The sequence below is a fragment of the Bradyrhizobium sp. USDA 4538 genome (assembly GCF_024171045.1).
Lineage (GTDB): Bacteria > Pseudomonadota > Alphaproteobacteria > Rhizobiales > Xanthobacteraceae > Bradyrhizobium > Bradyrhizobium australafricanum.
Map to the genome: position 1 here is coordinate 3082922 of NZ_JALJZE010000001.1, position 15890 is coordinate 3098811.

16 protein-coding genes are annotated in these 15890 nt (G+C 66.2%); 3 read left to right on the forward strand and 13 right to left on the reverse strand.

What is annotated here, in order from left to right:
- Positions 1-10 precede the first annotated feature (10 nt).
- A complete protein-coding gene (tcuB, locus tag J2R78_RS13845) occupies positions 11-1114 on the forward strand; it encodes a tricarballylate utilization 4Fe-4S protein TcuB (protein WP_253604957.1) in 1104 nt (367 codons plus the stop codon).
- 39 nt (positions 1115-1153) lie between these two features.
- Here the strand turns inward: tcuB and J2R78_RS13850 are convergent, their stop codons facing one another.
- The 4 genes from J2R78_RS13850 to J2R78_RS13865 all read right to left on the reverse strand — a co-directional run bounded on the left by J2R78_RS13850 (position 1154) and on the right by J2R78_RS13865 (position 4430).
- A complete protein-coding gene (locus J2R78_RS13850) occupies positions 1154-1666 on the reverse strand; it encodes a class I SAM-dependent methyltransferase (RefSeq protein ID WP_253604958.1) in 513 nt (170 codons plus the stop codon).
- A gap of 114 nt (positions 1667-1780) precedes the next feature.
- Positions 1781-2194 carry a Rieske (2Fe-2S) protein gene (locus J2R78_RS13855; RefSeq protein ID WP_016846808.1) on the reverse strand — a complete coding sequence of 138 codons (414 nt, stop codon included), beginning with the start codon at positions 2192-2194 and terminating at the stop codon, positions 1781-1783.
- Between the two features lie 53 nt (positions 2195-2247).
- On the reverse strand, positions 2248-3357 hold the full coding sequence (locus tag J2R78_RS13860) for an amidohydrolase family protein (RefSeq protein WP_253604960.1): 1110 nt from the start codon (positions 3355-3357) through the stop codon (positions 2248-2250).
- Complete coding sequence (locus J2R78_RS13865) at positions 3354-4430, reverse strand: amidohydrolase family protein (RefSeq protein ID WP_168858649.1); 1077 nt, start codon at positions 4428-4430, stop codon at positions 3354-3356. Before J2R78_RS13865 ends, J2R78_RS13860 begins: the two co-directional genes overlap by 4 nt.
- A gap of 173 nt (positions 4431-4603) precedes the next feature.
- Between J2R78_RS13865 and J2R78_RS13870 the strand changes: the two genes are divergently transcribed.
- Entirely contained in the window at positions 4604-5086 is a 483-nt protein-coding gene (locus J2R78_RS13870) for a CinA family protein (RefSeq protein ID WP_253604962.1), read from the forward strand.
- Between the two features lie 108 nt (positions 5087-5194).
- Here J2R78_RS13870 and J2R78_RS13875 read toward each other — a convergent pair whose 3' ends face one another.
- The 3 genes from J2R78_RS13875 to J2R78_RS13885 all read right to left on the reverse strand — a co-directional run bounded on the left by J2R78_RS13875 (position 5195) and on the right by J2R78_RS13885 (position 9198).
- On the reverse strand, positions 5195-6505 hold the full coding sequence (locus J2R78_RS13875) for an HlyD family type I secretion periplasmic adaptor subunit (protein WP_092085270.1): 1311 nt from the start codon (positions 6503-6505) through the stop codon (positions 5195-5197).
- Positions 6502-8253 (reverse strand): type I secretion system permease/ATPase, encoded by a 1752-nt coding sequence (locus J2R78_RS13880; RefSeq protein WP_253604964.1) that lies wholly within the window; start codon positions 8251-8253, stop codon positions 6502-6504. The genes J2R78_RS13875 and J2R78_RS13880 overlap by 4 nt, the downstream gene beginning before the upstream one ends.
- A 150-nt stretch (positions 8254-8403) precedes the next feature.
- Positions 8404-9198: an acyl-CoA thioesterase domain-containing protein gene (locus tag J2R78_RS13885; RefSeq protein WP_253604966.1), complete on the reverse strand. Its 795-nt coding sequence runs from the start codon at positions 9196-9198 to the stop codon at positions 8404-8406.
- Between the two features lie 110 nt (positions 9199-9308).
- Between J2R78_RS13885 and J2R78_RS13890 the strand changes: the two genes are divergently transcribed.
- Positions 9309-10217, forward strand: a complete 909-nt coding sequence (locus J2R78_RS13890; RefSeq protein WP_253604968.1) for a LysR substrate-binding domain-containing protein — start codon at positions 9309-9311, stop codon at positions 10215-10217.
- On the opposite strand, the gene J2R78_RS13895 is transcribed toward J2R78_RS13890, so the two are convergent.
- Genes J2R78_RS13895 through J2R78_RS13920 form a run of 6 tightly spaced genes read right to left on the reverse strand, consistent with a single transcriptional unit; the run spans position 10214 to position 15724 of the window.
- Complete coding sequence (locus tag J2R78_RS13895; protein ID WP_253604970.1) at positions 10214-11191, reverse strand: ABC transporter ATP-binding protein; 978 nt, start codon at positions 11189-11191, stop codon at positions 10214-10216. The genes J2R78_RS13890 and J2R78_RS13895 overlap by 4 nt on opposite strands.
- Entirely contained in the window at positions 11188-12600 is a 1413-nt protein-coding gene (locus tag J2R78_RS13900) for an amidase (protein ID WP_253604972.1), read from the reverse strand. Before J2R78_RS13900 ends, J2R78_RS13895 begins: the two co-directional genes overlap by 4 nt.
- Positions 12597-12806 (reverse strand): hypothetical protein, encoded by a 210-nt coding sequence (locus tag J2R78_RS13905; protein ID WP_076832604.1) that lies wholly within the window; start codon positions 12804-12806, stop codon positions 12597-12599. The genes J2R78_RS13900 and J2R78_RS13905 overlap by 4 nt, the downstream gene beginning before the upstream one ends.
- Positions 12803-13876, reverse strand: coding sequence for an ABC transporter ATP-binding protein (locus J2R78_RS13910; protein WP_253604974.1), 1074 nt, complete (start codon positions 13874-13876; stop codon positions 12803-12805). Before J2R78_RS13910 ends, J2R78_RS13905 begins: the two co-directional genes overlap by 4 nt.
- A gap of 3 nt (positions 13877-13879) precedes the next feature.
- Positions 13880-14767, reverse strand: a complete 888-nt coding sequence (locus J2R78_RS13915) for an ABC transporter permease (RefSeq protein ID WP_092089726.1) — start codon at positions 14765-14767, stop codon at positions 13880-13882.
- A 3-nt stretch (positions 14768-14770) separates the two neighbouring features.
- Positions 14771-15724 (reverse strand): ABC transporter permease, encoded by a 954-nt coding sequence (locus J2R78_RS13920; protein ID WP_050382524.1) that lies wholly within the window; start codon positions 15722-15724, stop codon positions 14771-14773.
- Positions 15725-15890 lie beyond the last annotated feature (166 nt).

The window sequence follows — 15890 nt, forward strand, 5'->3', positions numbered from 1 at the left end:
GACTGACGCGATGCACGGGACGAGGATCTTGCAGGAAGCTGACCGTCTGATGACGGTGTGCAATTCCTGCCGCTATTGCGAGGGCCTGTGCGCGGTGTTTCCCGCGATGGAGATGCGCCGCGCCTTCTCCGACGGCGATCTCAACTACCTCGCCAACCTCTGCCACGGCTGTGGCGCCTGCTACACCGACTGCCAGTTCTCGCCGCCGCACGAATTCAACGTCAATGTGCCGAAGACGCTGGCGGTCGCGCGCGCCGAATCCTATGCCGCCTATGCCTGGCCGCGCGCCTTTGCCGGCGCATTTGCGCGCAACGGCCTCGTCATCAGCCTGATCGCAGCGCTCAGCGTCGCCGCCTTCATCTTCGGCTTCGCCGCGGTCAATGATCGCGGCGTGCTCACTGGCATCCACACCGGTCCCGGCGCGTTCTACAAACTGATGCCGCACAATGCGATGGCGCTGCTGTTCGGCGCCGCCCTGCTCTACGCGATCCTGGCGCTGGTGATGGGCGTGCGCGCGTTCTGGCGCGACATCGGCGAGCCGGTCGGCATGACGACGGATGCGAAGGCGCTGTTGCAGGCGGTCCGCGACGCCGGCGAGCTGCGCTATCTCGACGGCGGCGGTGTCGGCTGCTTCAACGAGGACGACCAGCCGACCGACCGCCGCAAGCTGTATCACCACTTCACCTTCTACGGCTTCATCCTGTGCTTCGCCGCGACCTGCGTCGGCACGCTATATCACTACCTCCTGGCGCGCGAGGCACCCTATGCGTGGTGGGATTTGCCCGTCGTGCTCGGCACGCTCGGCGGCATCGGGCTCGTGGTCGGTCCGCTCGGACTCCTGTCGGAGAAATGGAAGCGCGACCGCGTGCTGGTCGACGAACAGCGCATGGGCATGGACACCGCGTTCATCCTGATGCTGTTCCTGACCAGCATCACCGGCCTCGCCTTGCTGCTGTGGCGCGAGACCGCCGCGATGGGCCCGCTGCTGGCGCTGCATCTCGGCGTGGTGTTCGCGCTGTTCATCACCATGCCCTACGGCAAATTCGTGCACGGCATCTACCGCTTTGTCGCGCTGGTGCGCTACGCGCGCGAACGGCAGATGATGGCGGAATGAATGGTGGTGGGTTAACGCAGCGTAGCCCGGCTTACGAACTCATCCTGCATCGGGCTTTGTCGCCAGGGCACAGAACCACTCATTTGTCTCGACCAGCTGAGCCTGCGTGAAGCCGGCTGCTGCCAGCTTTTCCGCCACCCCTTCCTTGGGCTGTCCGGAATAGCGCGTAAAGCCGAGCGCGATCCTGCCGCTCGGCTTCATCACGCGCCGGACCTCCCGTAGCCCGGCGACGGCGTCCGGCCAGACTTGCATCGAGTTGATCGCCAGCGCCGCATCGAAGCTGTCCGCATCGAATGGCATGCGCTCCACGGAGCCAAGCCAAAGCTCGACACGACCATCCTCGATCGCGGCCGCGTTCCGGGCGCGAGCTTGCCCGACCATCTCCTGCGACGGATCAATGCCCGCGACGCGTCCGGCCGGTACCAATGTCGACAGGCGATGAATGACGGCGCCCGGACCAAACCCAACTTCGAGCACGCTGTCATCAGGTCCGACCTCGAGGCGATCTGCGACCCACGCGCCGCAATCTGCATTGGTGCGCGCCATGATCATGCCGCCGAGCCTCCCCAGCAGGCCCCGAGGACGGCCAAACGCACGCAAGAGGATGCTTTGCATGACGCTCACCGATTGCCATCTCCGGCGAACAGGATTTCGGGACGGTCGCGGCTACAAATCCACCACCACGTAGTCACTCTCCACCGCGACCTTGATGGTCTCAGCGACATACGGTCCCTTCACCACATTGGTGCCCGGCTCGACGCTGACCGGATAGGCGCGCACGCGGAAGCGGCGCGGGTCGCAATAGGACTGGCCGGTGCGGATGTCGAACTCCCAGCCGTGCCAGGGGCAGCGCAGGATCTCGCCGAGCTTGGTGTATTCGATTTCGCCGGGGTCCGACGACGACGCGAGCCCGATCAGCGGCCCCTCACACAGCGCCGCGCCCTGATGCGGGCAGCGGTTCAGCAGGCCGAAGAACTCGCCCTTGACGTTGAAGACCGCGATCGGCCGTCCGTCGATCTCGAGAAATTTTCGCGAACCCGGCGGCAACTCGTCCACCGGGGCGATCACATGCCGCGCCATCAATCGTTCTCACGCATGATCTGATTCGAAAAACCGGTTCCCACTTTTTCGGATCATGCGATACTGTACAGCTGCTTGGCGTTGTCGAGATAGAACGCCTGGCGATTGGCATCGCTGACGCCGGCCGGCAGCACGCGCGACGGCTCGTCGTAATCCCAATGCGGGTAATCGGTCGCGAACAGCAGCCTGTCCCAGCCGATCCACTCGATGGTCTGGAACAGATGGTCGCGGCTCTCCGGATCCTCCATCGGCTGCGTCGTCCACCAGATGTGGTCGCGGATATATTCCGACGGCTTGCGCTTCAGATGCGGCACCTCGGCATGCAGCCGCGAAAACACCTTGTCGAGCCGCCAGGCCAGCGACGGCGCCCAACCGAAGCCGGCTTCGACCATCACCATCTTCAGTTTCGGGAAGCGCTCGAACACGCCCTCGAGCACGAGGCTCGCCAGCGCGGTCTGCTGGCACTGCGAATGCCCGACCATCTCCTCGATATAGTAGCTCGGCCATCCCGACGCGGTAATCGGGTTGCCGCCGAAGCCGAAGGCGTGCACACCGATCGGAAGGCCGGCTTCCTGTGCCGCCTCATAGATCGGCCAGTAACGGCGCTGGCCGAGCGGCTCGACATTGCGGCTGAGCAGCAGCACCTGGACGAAATTTGTGTCGCCCGCGCGCTTGCGGATTTCGGCGGCGGCCGACATGCCATCCTCATTGGCGACGACGACCGAGCCTTTCAGGCGGGAATCCTTGCTGGTCCATTTCTCGATCTGCCAGTCGTTGATTGCCGAACAGATCGCGCCGGCGAGATCCTGGTTGCGGATGCCCTGTCCGGTGTTGAGCGGGTTGAGCACGCCGAGCGCGACATTGTTGGGATCGAGGTGCTGCTTCTGCATGAAGGACAGCGACGAGCCCTGCGGGCCGCCTTCCGGCGGATAGGCATCGCGGCGCGACGCATTCGGCTGCGCCTTCGGATAGGGCGGGCCTCCCATCATGCCCTGATAGGCATGGACGCCGAAGGTCTCGAGATGCGCATGCCAGCGCTTTTCGAGATAAGGATACAATTCATCCTTGGTGGCGCGGGCCGGATGGATGTCGCAGTCGGCGATCGCGGTCTTGATGCTGGTCGGCGATGCGGTTTCGGGACGCTCGCGGAGCTGGATGTTCATGGCGTCATCTCCTTCACCTTGAGCCGGCCATAGGTCGCATGCGGATTATCGATCATGATCTTGCGTACCAGATCCTGCGACAACCCGTGCGGCAGCACCTCGTCACCGTCGAACTGCCAATGCGGATAATCTGACGAGAATAGGATCAATTCGTCCGACTGCATATGGTCGAACAGGCGGTTCAGCGTGTCTCCGTCCGGCGGCGCATCGACCGGCTGCAGCGAGAAGCGGATGTTGCTGCGCACAATCTCCAGCGGCGCGCGGTCGACCCACGGGGTCTCCATGCGCACGCCGCGCCAGAACTTGTGCAGCCGCCACAGGAATGGCGGCAGCCAGGTGAAGCCGGACTCCAGCATCACCATTTTCAGGTTCGGATGGCGCGCGAACACGCCCTCGACAATCAGGCTGGTGAGCTGGGTCTGGAACGCCTGCGCCTGCGCAACATAATCCTCGATGTGATAGGAGCCCCAGCCGACCGAGGTCGGCGGATTGTGATAGGCGCTGCCGGCATGGATGCCGACCGGCAGGCCGAGCCGTTCCGCCGCGGCGTAGATCGGCCAGTAGTGCCGCTTGCCAAGCGGCATGTCGCCCATCACCAGCATCAACACCTGCACGAAGCGCTTGTCCTGCGCACAGCGCTCGATCTCGGCGACCGCCTTTTCGATGCTCTGCACCGGGATCACGATCGAGCCGCGCAGGCGATCGTCCTTGTCGAGCCATTCCTTGACCAGCCAGTCGTTCAGCGCGCGGCAGAACGCATCGGCCATGTCCTCGGAGAACACCATCTGCACGCCGTAGAGCGGATTGCAGATGCCGTAGGCCGTGCCGAACTGGTCGAGCGCCTGGCGCTGCATGTCCGCAAGGCTCGAGCCCGGCTTGCCTTGCGCTGGACGCCAGTCCGGCCGCGACGAGATCGGCGAATTGGTCGGATAGGATTGCGAGATCAGGTCGGTCATGCCGCGCGTCGTCACCTGGTCGCGCCAGTAGTCGTTCATGTACGGCAGCAGGCTGGTGAGGTGAGGCACGGCGGGATGCAGATCGCAATCCACGCCGCCCGCGATCGGCGACGTCATGATGTTTCCTCCGCGCACGCTCTCACGACAAGCTTGTCGGGCGGCGCCTGGTTCTTGTCTTGCATTCAATCAGGCCATGCCGCGGCCTGCAACTCGGCAAAGGGCTGCGTGGTGTGCTAGGAGGGCAGGACGCCCCACGGGATTTTCATGGCAAGCAACGAGAAAGAAGGCCGATGAACGCGCTCACATCCATCGCCGAACAGGTCGCCGCAAAACTGATCGCGAACAAGCAGACGATTGCGGTCGCGGAATCCTCAACCGGCGGACTGATCTCCGCATCGCTGCTCGCGGTTCCCGGCGCGTCGGCCTATTTCCTCGGCGGCGGCGTGATCTACACCCGCGACGCGCGGCGCGCGCTGATGGACATTCCCGACGACGCCATGCGTGGGCTCCGCTCGGCGTCGGAACCTTACGCGCAATTGCTGGCGCGGCAGATCCGCGAGCGCCTCGCGACCGACTGGGGATTGTCGGAGACCGGTGCCGCCGGCCCGACCGGCAACCGCTACGGCGATGCCGCCGGCCACAGCTGCATGGCGGTCGCAGGCCCCCACCAGCAGGTGATCACGCTGGAGACCGCGAGCGGCGACCGGCAGGCGAACATGCAGGCATTTGCGAAGGCGGCGCTGGAGCTGTTGTTGAAGAATCTGGAACGGTGACTTCGTAGCCCGGATGAAGCGAAGCGCAATCCGGGACGACTTCATCCGCTGAGCGACTGTTCCCGGATTTCGCTGCGCTTCATCCGGGCTACAAGAGCAGCGCGCGGCTCACTTCTCGCGGAACGAGCGCATGAACTGGTCGCTCATCGGCTTCATCAGGTAGGACAGCATGGTGCGGTCGCCGGTCTGGACGAAGGCTTCCACCGGCATGCCCGGGATGATCTTCACCTCGCTGCCGAGGCGCGCGACTTCTTCCGGCGGCATCGAGACGCGGATTGTGTAATAGCTCTGCCCGGTGCGCTGGTCGGTGGTGACGTCGGCGGAGACGCGGGTGACGACGCCGTTCAGCTCCGGCGTGGTGCGCTGGTTGAAGGCGGAGAGCCGCAGAACGGTCTTCTGTCCGACCTGCAGCTTGTCGATGTCCTGCGGATTGACCTTGGCTTCGACCGACAGATCGTCGGCCTTCGGCACGATCATCATGATGGCGTCGCCCGCGGTGATGACGCCGCCGACGGTGTGCACGGTCGACTGCAGCACCACGCCGTCCTGCGGCGCGCGGATGTCGATGCGGCGGAGCTGGTCCTCTGCGGTGACCTTGCGCTCGACGAACTCGCCGATCTTGTCGTTGGTCTCGCGCAGGTCCTTCGAGACCTCCGACAACATGTCCTTGTCGACCTGGATGATCTGCAACTCGGTCTCGGTGATCTTGCCCTTGGCCTGCGCGCGCGAGGCGATGTACTGCGCGCGCTCGCCGGAGAGCCGCGCCGCGTCGCGCTCGAGCGTGGTCAGGCGCGTCAGCTGCACCAGATGCTGCTCATAGAGCTGGCGGACGCCGACCAGCTCCTGCTGCACCAGCGCGATCTCCTTGTCCTTGGCGCTCTCCTGCGCCTGCAGGCCGGAGATCTCCTCGTTGAGCTGGGTGACGCGCTCGCGCAGCTGCGCCTTCTGGCCGGTGCGGCCGTTGACGCGAACCTCGAACAGCTTGGTTTCGCTCGCCATGATGTCGCGAACGTCCGGATCCTTGGCCTGCTCGAGCAGCTGCGGCGGGAAGGTGATCTTGTCGCGGCCCTGCTGCTCGGCCTCGAGCCGGGCCGCGCGCGCATAAAGACCGTTCAGCGTCTTGACCACGATTGCGAGGCTGGCCTTCACGACGGTCTCGTCGAGGCGCACGACGATGTCCCCCGCCTTGACCACGTCGCCGTCGCGCACCCGCACCTCGCCGACGACGCCGCCGGTCGGATGCTGCACCTTCTTGACGTTGGATTCGACCACCACCGAGCCCGGCGCGATCAACGCGCCCGAGATCGGTACCGTTGCGGCCCAGCCGCCGACGCCACCGCCGAGAACCAGAACCACGGCGAGGCCGACGATCAGATGCTTGCGGATCGAGCGATGTGCGTTGCGCGGTTGATCGGTCATGACTTGGCGGCTCCCGCATCCGCGACGATCTTGATCGGCGTCGGCACCGGCGGCGCAGCACGCTGCAGCACCTGCGCAAGCACGGCCTCCTTCGGCCCGAAGGTCTGCATGCGGCCATCCTTCAGCACCAGCAGATGGTCGACGCCCTCGATGCCGATCGGCCGGTGCGCAACCACAATGACGATCGCGCCGCGCTCGCGGGCGCCGCGCACCGCACGGGTCAGCGCCTCGTCGCCTTCGCTGTCGAGATTGGAGTTCGGCTCATCCAGCACGATCAGGAACGGGTTGCCGTACAGCGCCCGCGCCAGCGCCACGCGCTGCGCCTGGCCCGCGGAGAGCGCGGTGCCCTGCTCGCCGACCTGGGTGTCGTAGCCCTCGCGCATCTTGATGATCATCTCATGCACGCCGGCCTCCTTGGCCGCCGCGATGATGCCGTCGGACTTGGCGTCGGGATCGAACCGGCAGATGTTCTGGGCGACCGTACCGGCAAACAGTTCGACGTCCTGCGGCAAATAGCCGACGTGACGGCCGAGCTGGTCCGACGACCACTGGTCGAGCGCGGCGCCGTCGAGCCGTACCTTGCCCCGCGCCGGCATCCAGACGCCGACCAGCGCCCGGATCAGCGACGACTTGCCGGAGCCGCTCGGGCCGATCACGCCGACGCCGCTGCCGGCTTCGACGGCGAAGGTGATGTCCTGCACGATGGCGCGCTGGTCGCCCGGCGCGACCATGGTCACGGCCTCGACCGAAAGCTTCTTCTCCGGCGCCTGCAACAGCGTCTGCTCGGGCCGCGCCGGAATTTGCTGCAGCAGGCGGTTGAGCCGCTGCCAGCTCTGCCGCGCGGCGACGAAGCCCTTCCAATGCGCGATCGCGAGATCGACCGGCGCCAGTGCCCGCGCGCTCAGGATCGAGCCGGCGATGATGATGCCGCCGGTGGCCTCCTGATGGATCACGAGATAGGCGCCGACCGCGAGCACGGCGGACTGCAGCATCATGCGCAGCACCTTGGCGACCGCGCCGAGCCCGCCGGTGACGTCGCTCGCACGCTGGTTGCCGGACAGATATTCCTCGTTGGCCTCGTTCCACCGCCTGTTCATGCGGCCGGCCATGCCCATCGCCACCAGCACCTCGGCGTTGCGGCGGCTGGAGGCGGCGAGATCGTTGCGCCGCGCCGCGAGCGTCATCGCTTCCTTGGCCGGCGTGCGCGACAAGTATTCGGTGATCAGCGTCAACGTCACCAGAATGATCGCGCCGATCAGCGCCGTAACGCCAAGCAGCCAGTGGAAGGCAAAGCAGATCACCATGTAGAACGGCAGCCAGGGTAGATCGAAGAACGCGCCGGGACCCATGCTGCCGAGGAAAGAGCGCACATTGTCGAGGTCGCGCAGCGGCTGCAGGCCCTCGCTGCGATTACCCGCCATCAGCGGCAGCCGCACGACGGTGTCGAACACCCGCGCATTGAGCGCTTCGTCGAGCGAGGTGCCGACGCGGCCGAGGATCCGTCCGCGCAGCAGGTCGAGCACGCCCTGTGCCATGTAGAGGACCGCGGCGATGACCACGAGGCCGACCAGGGTCGGAACGCTGCGGCTCGGCAGCACCCGGTCGTAGACTTGCAGCATGAACATCGAACCTGTCAGGTAGAGCAGGTTGATCATGCAACTGATAAGGCCGACGCCGATGAAGGCGCTGCGGCAAGCGCGCAGCGCCTCAGCCAGTTCGGATCGCCGGACAGCGGGCGCGGCTGCCATAAAAACTGATCTCTGCAAAACAAAAGAGTTACGTGATCACCACGTTGTATAGACGTTTGCGACCACCGTCCATTTTAAGTCGCGTGAACCAAAGCATGGTTCGCGGCCTCATTTTGTGATCGCACCGACAGTTGACGGAATAAATTAGGGTTAACCGGCGGCGGAACCCTGGCCTCGCGCGGGCGCGCTTCCCGGAAGCGGTACGAGAATGACCGACATCGAGACCCGGCCGATCTCGCCATCCACATCGAGCAACACCCCGCTGCCGACGCCGAGCCCGGCCTCCGGGCGCCAGCGAGCCTCGGCGCGAACGCCGATCCAGGCGCCTCGCGGTGGCCTGAACAGCTGCACCGCGAGGTTCGGATTGGGGTCGGCCACCACGTTCTGGACGGGCCGCGCGATGCCGTGGGTCCAGTCAGCCGGGCCGAGCACCCGCGCCAGCGGACCGGCGCCCGCTATGACGGCGTGATGCAAGCGAAACCAGGCGGTATCGCCGCCGGCACGGGCTTCCATCGCATCCATGAACCAGCTGCGGCCATGGACCGCGTGTGGGCTGCGCAACGGAAACACCGTGGGATCCACCTGATCGGCTGCGCTCCCGTAAAATCCCGGGACCTCGACGGCACGCTCGCGCGACAGCGTCACGCGTACCGTCGCGCAGGGTTGCTCCTCGCCGGCCGGCCAGAGCGTGTTGTCGACGACGCTGACCCGGCCGCCTTCGGTCACCACGGTAACGTGCGTGCGCAGTTCCGCCATTGGCGTCGGCCGCAGGAACCAGGCCGCCGCCGAGATCGCGGTGCCCCAGTTGCGCGCGCCGGCCATGGCCTCGACCTCGCCGGTCAGCAGGCTTGCGACCGCCCCGCCCTGAAGGCCTGTGAACGGCCCGGCCGCCAGCGCCGCGGGCTTCCAGTGATGGGGCGTGGCGAGCGGTTCGAAGATGGCCAAGGCGAATGATCCCCTGAGATGAGCAGGATTGAGCGTTTGGCCAATCTGATCCAAGAATAGGGGCCATGACAAAAGGCCATTCATCACTTCAGGTGAGCAGGATTCACCCATTGGATGCCCCCGATCCGCGGGTGATCCCGCCGCTGCCGGCGCTGCTCGCCTTCGAGCGCGCGGCCACTCAACTCAGCTTCCGGCGTGCCGCGCGAGACCTGTCGCTGAGCCCGTCGGCAATCAGCCACCAGATCCGCGGACTGGAAGAGCAGTTCGGCACCAAGCTGTTCGTCCGCGGCGCGCGCCAGGTGCGGTTGACCAACGACGGCGAGCGCTACCTTGCAAAAGTGTCGGCCGCGCTGGCGACACTGCAGGAGGCGAGCCGTGACATGCTGCGGCAACGCGGCGAGGCCAGCGGCGAGCTCTGGATCAGCTCATTGCCGTTCTTCACCAGTGCCGTGCTGCTGCCGGCGCTGCCGGAGTTCAAGCGGCGCCATCCGCAACTGATGCTGCGGATCGAGGCCACCCACCAATATGCCGACTTCAACGGATCGCGCGTCGATGTCGCGATCCGCTACGGGCGGGAACATGCCACCGGGCTGAAGGTCGAGCCGCTGGTACAGGTCAAAGGAATGCCAGTCTGCACGCCGGCACTGGTCAAGGCTGGTCTTCGGACCCCAGCGGACCTGTCGCGCGAGGTACTGATCCATGTCACGACGCAGCCGCGGGCGTGGCCGGCCTGGCTGAGGGAGGCCGGGCTGCCGAATCTCGCTCCGCGCGGACATCTGTGGCTCGACAGCGTGCCGGCGATGCTGGAGGCCGCCGAACACGGGCTCGGCGTCGCGATTGCGATCGCGCCGCTGATCAAGGCGCGGCCGGGCTTCGGCAAGCGGCTGGTGGCGCCGTTTGCGTTCGAGGCGGCGCACAGTGAGACGATTTACCTGGTCTCCCGCACCGAGCAGGCGCGGGACCGCCGCATCGCTGCGGTGCGGCGCTGGATCACGGACGCCGTGGCGCGCGCGAGCTAAACCGTGGCGGACGCCGGCTCGGCCAGGATGCACCGTGCCAGGCGGCCGGGAGCGACCTGCACACTCGGTGGCAGGCTCTCGCTGCAGCGCGGCTCAGCGAACTTGCAGCGCGGTGCAAAGGAGCAACTGGCCGGCGCATGATCGAGCGAGGGCGGGGTGCCCGGAATGGTTTCCAGCCGTTGGCCGCGCATCGCGCCGTGAATGGTCGAGGCCAGCAGGCCCTTGGCATAGGGATGCACCGGCGAGCGCACGATGTCGCGCAAGGCGCCCTGCTCCACGATCTGGCCGGCATACATCACCGCGACCCGATCGCAGATCTCGATCGCGACACCAATGTCGTGGGTGACGAAGATGACCGACATGCCGAACTCGCGCTGTAGCTCGCGCAGCAGCAGCAGGATCTGAATCTGGACGGTGGCATCGAGCGCCGTGGTCGGCTCGTCCGCGAGCAGGATCTTCGGCTTGCAGGCCAGCGCCAGCGCGATCATCGCACGCTGGCGCATGCCGCCCGACATTTCGTGCGGATAGGAGTCCAGCCGCCGCTTCGCGGAGGGGATCCGTACCACCTCGAGCATTTCGAGCGCGCGGGCCGTGGCCTCGCGCTCGCTCTTGCCCTCGTGGCGCATCACCGTCTCCGCGATCTGGCGGCCGATGGTGTAGACCGGATCGAGCGCCAGCGCCGGCTCCTGGAAGATCATCGAGACGGTCTGGCCGCGGAATGCGGACAGCGCCTCGTCGTCCATCGCCAGCACCTCTTGTCCCAGCACCTTGACGCTGCCGGAGATCTGCGTGCGTTTCTTCGGCAACAGCCGCATCAACGCGCGCAGCGTCACGCTCTTGCCCGAGCCGGACTCGCCGAGCAGCCCCAACACCTCGCCCTCGCCGAGCTGTAGGCTGAGATCGTTCACGGCATGAACCGTGCGATCGCCGGTGAAGCGGATGTTGAGGTTGTTGATCTCGACGAGGTTGGTCATGCGAGCATGGGCACCCTGGCGTGGAAATCGGTGGCGCGCTGGAAGGCGGCGCCGATCCGAAGCAGAACCGCTTCCTCGAAGGAGCGGCCGATCAGCTGCATGCCGACCGGCAGACCCGTCTTGGTGAAGCCGGAGGGAATCGAGAGCGATGGCAGACCGAGATAGTTGACCGGGCGGGTGAAGCGCGTCAGGCGCTGCAGCACCGCGTCGGCGCCCGGACCATTGCCGACATCACTCTCGGCAATCGTGGGCGCCGGCACCGGCGACGACGGCGCGATCACCGCATCGACCCCGTTGACCGCCGCGTTGTGCGCGGCGAGCGCGGGACCACGCCAGCGCATCGCCTCGAGATAGGTGACCGCCGGAATGGTCAGGCCGTTCTGCAGCCGCATCAGGACCTGCGCGCCGTAATCCTGCGGCCGCTCGATCATCCAGCGCTTGTGGAAGGCGGCAGCCTCGACCGCGAGCACCAGCTGCGATGCCGAAGAGAGCTGGCGCTGATCGGGCAGCTCGACCTTGACGATCTCGGCGCCCTCTTTCTTCAAGGTGGCGACGGTCTCGTCGAGGATACGCGCCACCTCAGGGTCGAGGTCGTCGACATAGAACGCCGTCGGGACGCCGATCTTCAGGCCCTCCAGCGACTGCTTGGTCGCGGCCATATAGTCCGGCACCGGCTGTGTCGACGCTGTCAGATCCTCGGGGTCGGCGCCGGCCATCAGGCCGAGCAGCAGCGCGCAGTCCTCCGCGGTCTGCGCCAGCGGACCGACGGTATCGAGCGACTGCGACAGCGGCATCGCACCGGCGCGGCTGATGCGGCCGACCGTCGTCTTCAGGCCGGTGACGCCGCAGAAATGCGCCGGCATGCGCACCGAGCCGCCGGTGTCGGAGCCGAGCGCCGCGAAGGTGAGCCGCGCTGCAACCGCCGAACCCGAGCCCGACGAGGAGCCGCCGGTGATGTGCTCGGTGTTCCAGGGATTGCGCACCGCGCCGTAATGCACGTTGTGGCCGGTCGGCCCATAGGCGAACTCGACCATCTGCAACGAGCCGAGCCGGACCTGTCCGGCATCCTTCAGCCGCTGCAGGGCGGTCGCAGTCGTCTTCGGCACGAAGTCGCGGCGTATCAGCGAGCCGCAGGTCACGACCTTGCCGGCGTCGTAGTACATGTCCTTGTGCGCCAGCGGCACGCCATGCAGCACACCGCGACTATTGCCCTTGGCGAGCGCGGCATCGGCCTCGGTGGCGGCGGCCAGCGCCTGCTCGGATTCGATCGCCATATAGGCGTTGAGGCGCGGCTGCCATTCCGCAACGCGATGCAGCACGGCGCGCGTCGCCTCATGCGAGGAAACTTTCTTGTCGGCGATCGCCTTGGCGACCGCGGTCAGCGTCATCAGGGCCGGATCAGAACTCATTTCGACACCTTCTCGATCTTCTGCGCGATCTGCGCCAGCAGGAAGCTCGCGGGTTCGAGATCGAAGGGCAGCGTACCGGAGATCGGTGCGAAGCCGTCGAATGCCGGCCCGATCGAATTGGCGATCCGGGTGGCGACTTCGTCGTCGGCGGGCACGTCGGCGACGTGCGCGATCACCTTGACATCCTTGGGAGTAGGTCTGGTCATGCCGCGTTTTCTCCTTTTGCTTTTGCCGGCGCGCGGCTGTGCCCCGAGCCAGGAATGGCCATGTAGCACGCCGCTTGATGGCTCATTGTATCGAGATCGCTGAGTTTTGGCGTGTCGTTTGCGCAGAGCGGCTCCGCAAACGGGCAACGGGTGTGAAACCGGCAGCCCGGCGGCGGATCGATCGGATTGGGCGGATCGCCCGAGATCGGCGGCACCTCGGTGCGCTTGTCGGGATCGGATGACGGCATCGCCGCCAGCAGCGCGCGGGTATAGGGATGCGCCGGCGCGTCCCAGACCGCATCGACCGGGCCGAGTTCGACGACCTCGCCGAGATACATCACCAGCACGCGGTCGGAGATGTAGCGGACGACGTTGAGATCGTGGCTGATGAACAGGTAGGTCAGGCCGAATTCGCGCTTCAGGTCGGCGAGCAGATTGAGCACCTGCGCCTCGACCGATTTGTCGAGCGCGGACACCGCTTCATCGAGGATCACGAGCCGCGGCGACAGCGCGAGCGCACGCGCGATATTGACGCGCTGCCGCTGGCCGCCGGACACTTCGTGCGGATAGCGGTTGGCGAAAATCTCCGGCCGCAGGCCGACCTTGCCGAGCAATTCGCGCGCCAGCGTCCGCGCCGTGTCGTCGGCCATGCCGTGGACCTTTGGCCCGAAGGCGATCGATTCCTCGATGGTGAGGCGCGGGTTGAGCGAGGCGTAGCTGTCCTGGAACACCATCTGCACGCCGCGCCGCAAATCGCGCAGCGAGAGCGACGGACCGACCTGCCGGCCGTCATAGATGATATCGCCGGCATCGCGTGCCATCAGGTGCATCAACAGCCGCGCCGTGGTCGACTTGCCGCAGCCGGATTCGCCGACGATGCCGACGGTCTCGCCCTTCATGACCGCGAAGGTGACGTCGTCGACGGCGCGCACGGTCTTGCGCGGGCTGAACAGGCCGCCGCGCACCGGGAAGTGCTTGGTCAGTCCCTTGACCTGCAGCAGCGGCTGCGCGGCGCCGCCGATGTCGGCGACCGGCTCCAGCATATCGACGGAGAGATTGGCGTCGCTCATGCTCTAATTCCTGATGTCCATGGCGCTGCGCATGCCGTCGCTGAGCAGATTGAAGCAGATCGAGACCGCGAAGATCATCGCGCCCGGCAGCGCCGCGACCCACGGATTGACGTAGATCGCGGTGCGCAGCGTGTTCAGCATCAAGCCCCATTCCGGCTCCGGCGGCTTGGTGCCGAGCCCGAGGAACGACAGACCGGCCGCGAGGATCATCGACACCGAGATCAGGCCGGTGGCGTAGACGAAGATCGGGCCGAGCACATTGCCGAGCATGTGGACGCGCATGATGGTGAAGGGCCCGGCGCCGGACGCGCGCGCCGCCTCGACGAAATCCATGTTGCGGACGCCGGTGGTGACGCTTTCGGCGACGCGGGTGATCTGCGGCACGAACACAATGGTCAGCGACACGATCGAATTGGTGATGCCGGCGCCGAGCGCGCCCGAGATCGCAATCGCCAGCAGCACCGAAGGAAAGGCGTAGAACACGTCGACGGTGCGCATGATCGCGGTGTTGAGCTTGCCGCCGACATAGCCGGCGACGAGGCCGAGCGAGGTGCCGATCACGAACGCGAAGATCACCGGCAGGATGCCGATGACCAGCGACAGCCGTCCGCCATAGATCAGCCGCGCCAGCATGTCGCGGCCGAGCTCGTCGGTACCGAGCGGATAGCCCGGCGTGCCGATATGGCGCAGGCGGCGGATCATCGAGCCCTGATAGGGATCCGCAAGATGCAGCCACGGCGCCAGCAGCGCGGAGGCAAAGATCAGCACCAGGATGATGGCGCAGGCCATGCTGACCTTGTCGCGCCTGATACGGCGGGCAACCGTCGCCCAATAGCCGCGCGCCTTGGTGGTCGGGGCAGCCTGCAACGCAGTATCGCTCATCGCGCTCATGCTCTAGCTCCGCTTGATGCGCGGATCGATCGCGGCCTGCGCGATGTCGACCAGGAGGTTGAGCAGCACGAAGAACAGCGCCAGCACCAGGATCGTGCCCTGCAGCAGCGGCAGATCGCGCTGGAAGATCGCCGAGTTCAACAGCAGGCCCGAACCCGGCCAGGAGAACACGGTCTCGATCAGGATCGAGCCGCCCAGCATGTAGCCGAGCTGCAGGCCCATCACCGCGAGCGCGGTCGGCGCCGCATTCTTGATGACGTGGCGAAACACCTCGGTCTCGCGCAGGCCTTTTGCGCGCAGCGCCTCCACGAAATCCTGGCTCAGGATGTCGCCGGTCAGCGCGCGCACCGTGCGGGTGACGATGCCCATCGGGATCACCGAGGTGGTGATCGCCGGCAGCACCAGATAACGCAGATGCTCCCAGTCCCACGCCCAGGCGCCGGAGCCGCCGGGACCTGCGCCGACCGCGGGCAGCCAGTTGAGCTGCACCGAGAAGATGATGACCAGCACCATGCCGAGCCAATAATGCGGCAGCGACACGCCGGCTATCGCCACCGAGGTCGCGACCTTGTCGACCCAGGTGTCGCGGAAATAGCCGGCGATCAGGCCGAACAGCAGGCCGAGCGTAAAGCCGATCATCGCGGCCGCAATCGCCAGCATCACGGTGTTGCCGACGGCACGCATCACCTCGGTCAGGACGGGCCGCCCGGTTGCGATCGAATTGCCGAGATCGCCATGGATCGCGCGCCACAGCCACAGGCCGAATTGCACCGGCAACGGGCGATCGAAGCCGTAGGCCGTGCGCAATTGCGCGGCGAGCTCCTGCGAGGCATCGGCGGGCAGCACCGCGACCAAGGGGTCGCCGGGCGTGATGTGCACCAAGAGGAAGCACACCAGCGCCACGCTGAGCACGATCGGAATGACGTAGACGATCCGTCTGGACGTATAGGCGAACACGTTGCGTTCTTTCTTCCTTCTCACCTTGTGGGAGAAGGTCGCGCGCCGAGCGCGCCGGATGAGGGGTTTCTATCCGCGGATACAGTCATTTCAGATCGGAGAGGAGCGCCCGCGGAGACAACCCCTCACCCGGCTTCGCTTTCGCGAAGCCACCCTCTCCCACAAG

Excerpts from the sequence above, each read along its gene's own strand:
- tcuB (WP_253604957.1), top strand. The coding sequence starts at position 11 with ATGCACGGGACGAGGATCTTGCAGGAAGCTGACCGTCTGATGACGGTG.
- J2R78_RS13850 (WP_253604958.1), bottom strand. The coding sequence starts at position 1,666 with ATGATCATGGCGCGCACCAATGCAGATTGCGGCGCGTGGGTCGCAGAT.
- J2R78_RS13855 (WP_016846808.1), bottom strand. The coding sequence starts at position 2,194 with ATGGCGCGGCATGTGATCGCCCCGGTGGACGAGTTGCCGCCGGGTTCG.
- J2R78_RS13860 (WP_253604960.1), bottom strand. The coding sequence starts at position 3,357 with ATGAACATCCAGCTCCGCGAGCGTCCCGAAACCGCATCGCCGACCAGC.
- J2R78_RS13865 (WP_168858649.1), bottom strand. The coding sequence starts at position 4,430 with ATGACGTCGCCGATCGCGGGCGGCGTGGATTGCGATCTGCATCCCGCC.
- J2R78_RS13870 (WP_253604962.1), top strand. The coding sequence starts at position 4,604 with ATGAACGCGCTCACATCCATCGCCGAACAGGTCGCCGCAAAACTGATC.
- J2R78_RS13875 (WP_092085270.1), bottom strand. The coding sequence starts at position 6,505 with ATGACCGATCAACCGCGCAACGCACATCGCTCGATCCGCAAGCATCTG.
- J2R78_RS13880 (WP_253604964.1), bottom strand. The coding sequence starts at position 8,253 with ATGGCAGCCGCGCCCGCTGTCCGGCGATCCGAACTGGCTGAGGCGCTG.
- J2R78_RS13895 (WP_253604970.1), bottom strand. The coding sequence starts at position 11,191 with ATGACCAACCTCGTCGAGATCAACAACCTCAACATCCGCTTCACCGGC.
- J2R78_RS13900 (WP_253604972.1), bottom strand. The coding sequence starts at position 12,600 with ATGAGTTCTGATCCGGCCCTGATGACGCTGACCGCGGTCGCCAAGGCG.
- J2R78_RS13905 (WP_076832604.1), bottom strand. The coding sequence starts at position 12,806 with ATGACCAGACCTACTCCCAAGGATGTCAAGGTGATCGCGCACGTCGCC.
- J2R78_RS13910 (WP_253604974.1), bottom strand. The coding sequence starts at position 13,876 with ATGAGCGACGCCAATCTCTCCGTCGATATGCTGGAGCCGGTCGCCGAC.
- J2R78_RS13915 (WP_092089726.1), bottom strand. The coding sequence starts at position 14,767 with ATGAGCGCGATGAGCGATACTGCGTTGCAGGCTGCCCCGACCACCAAG.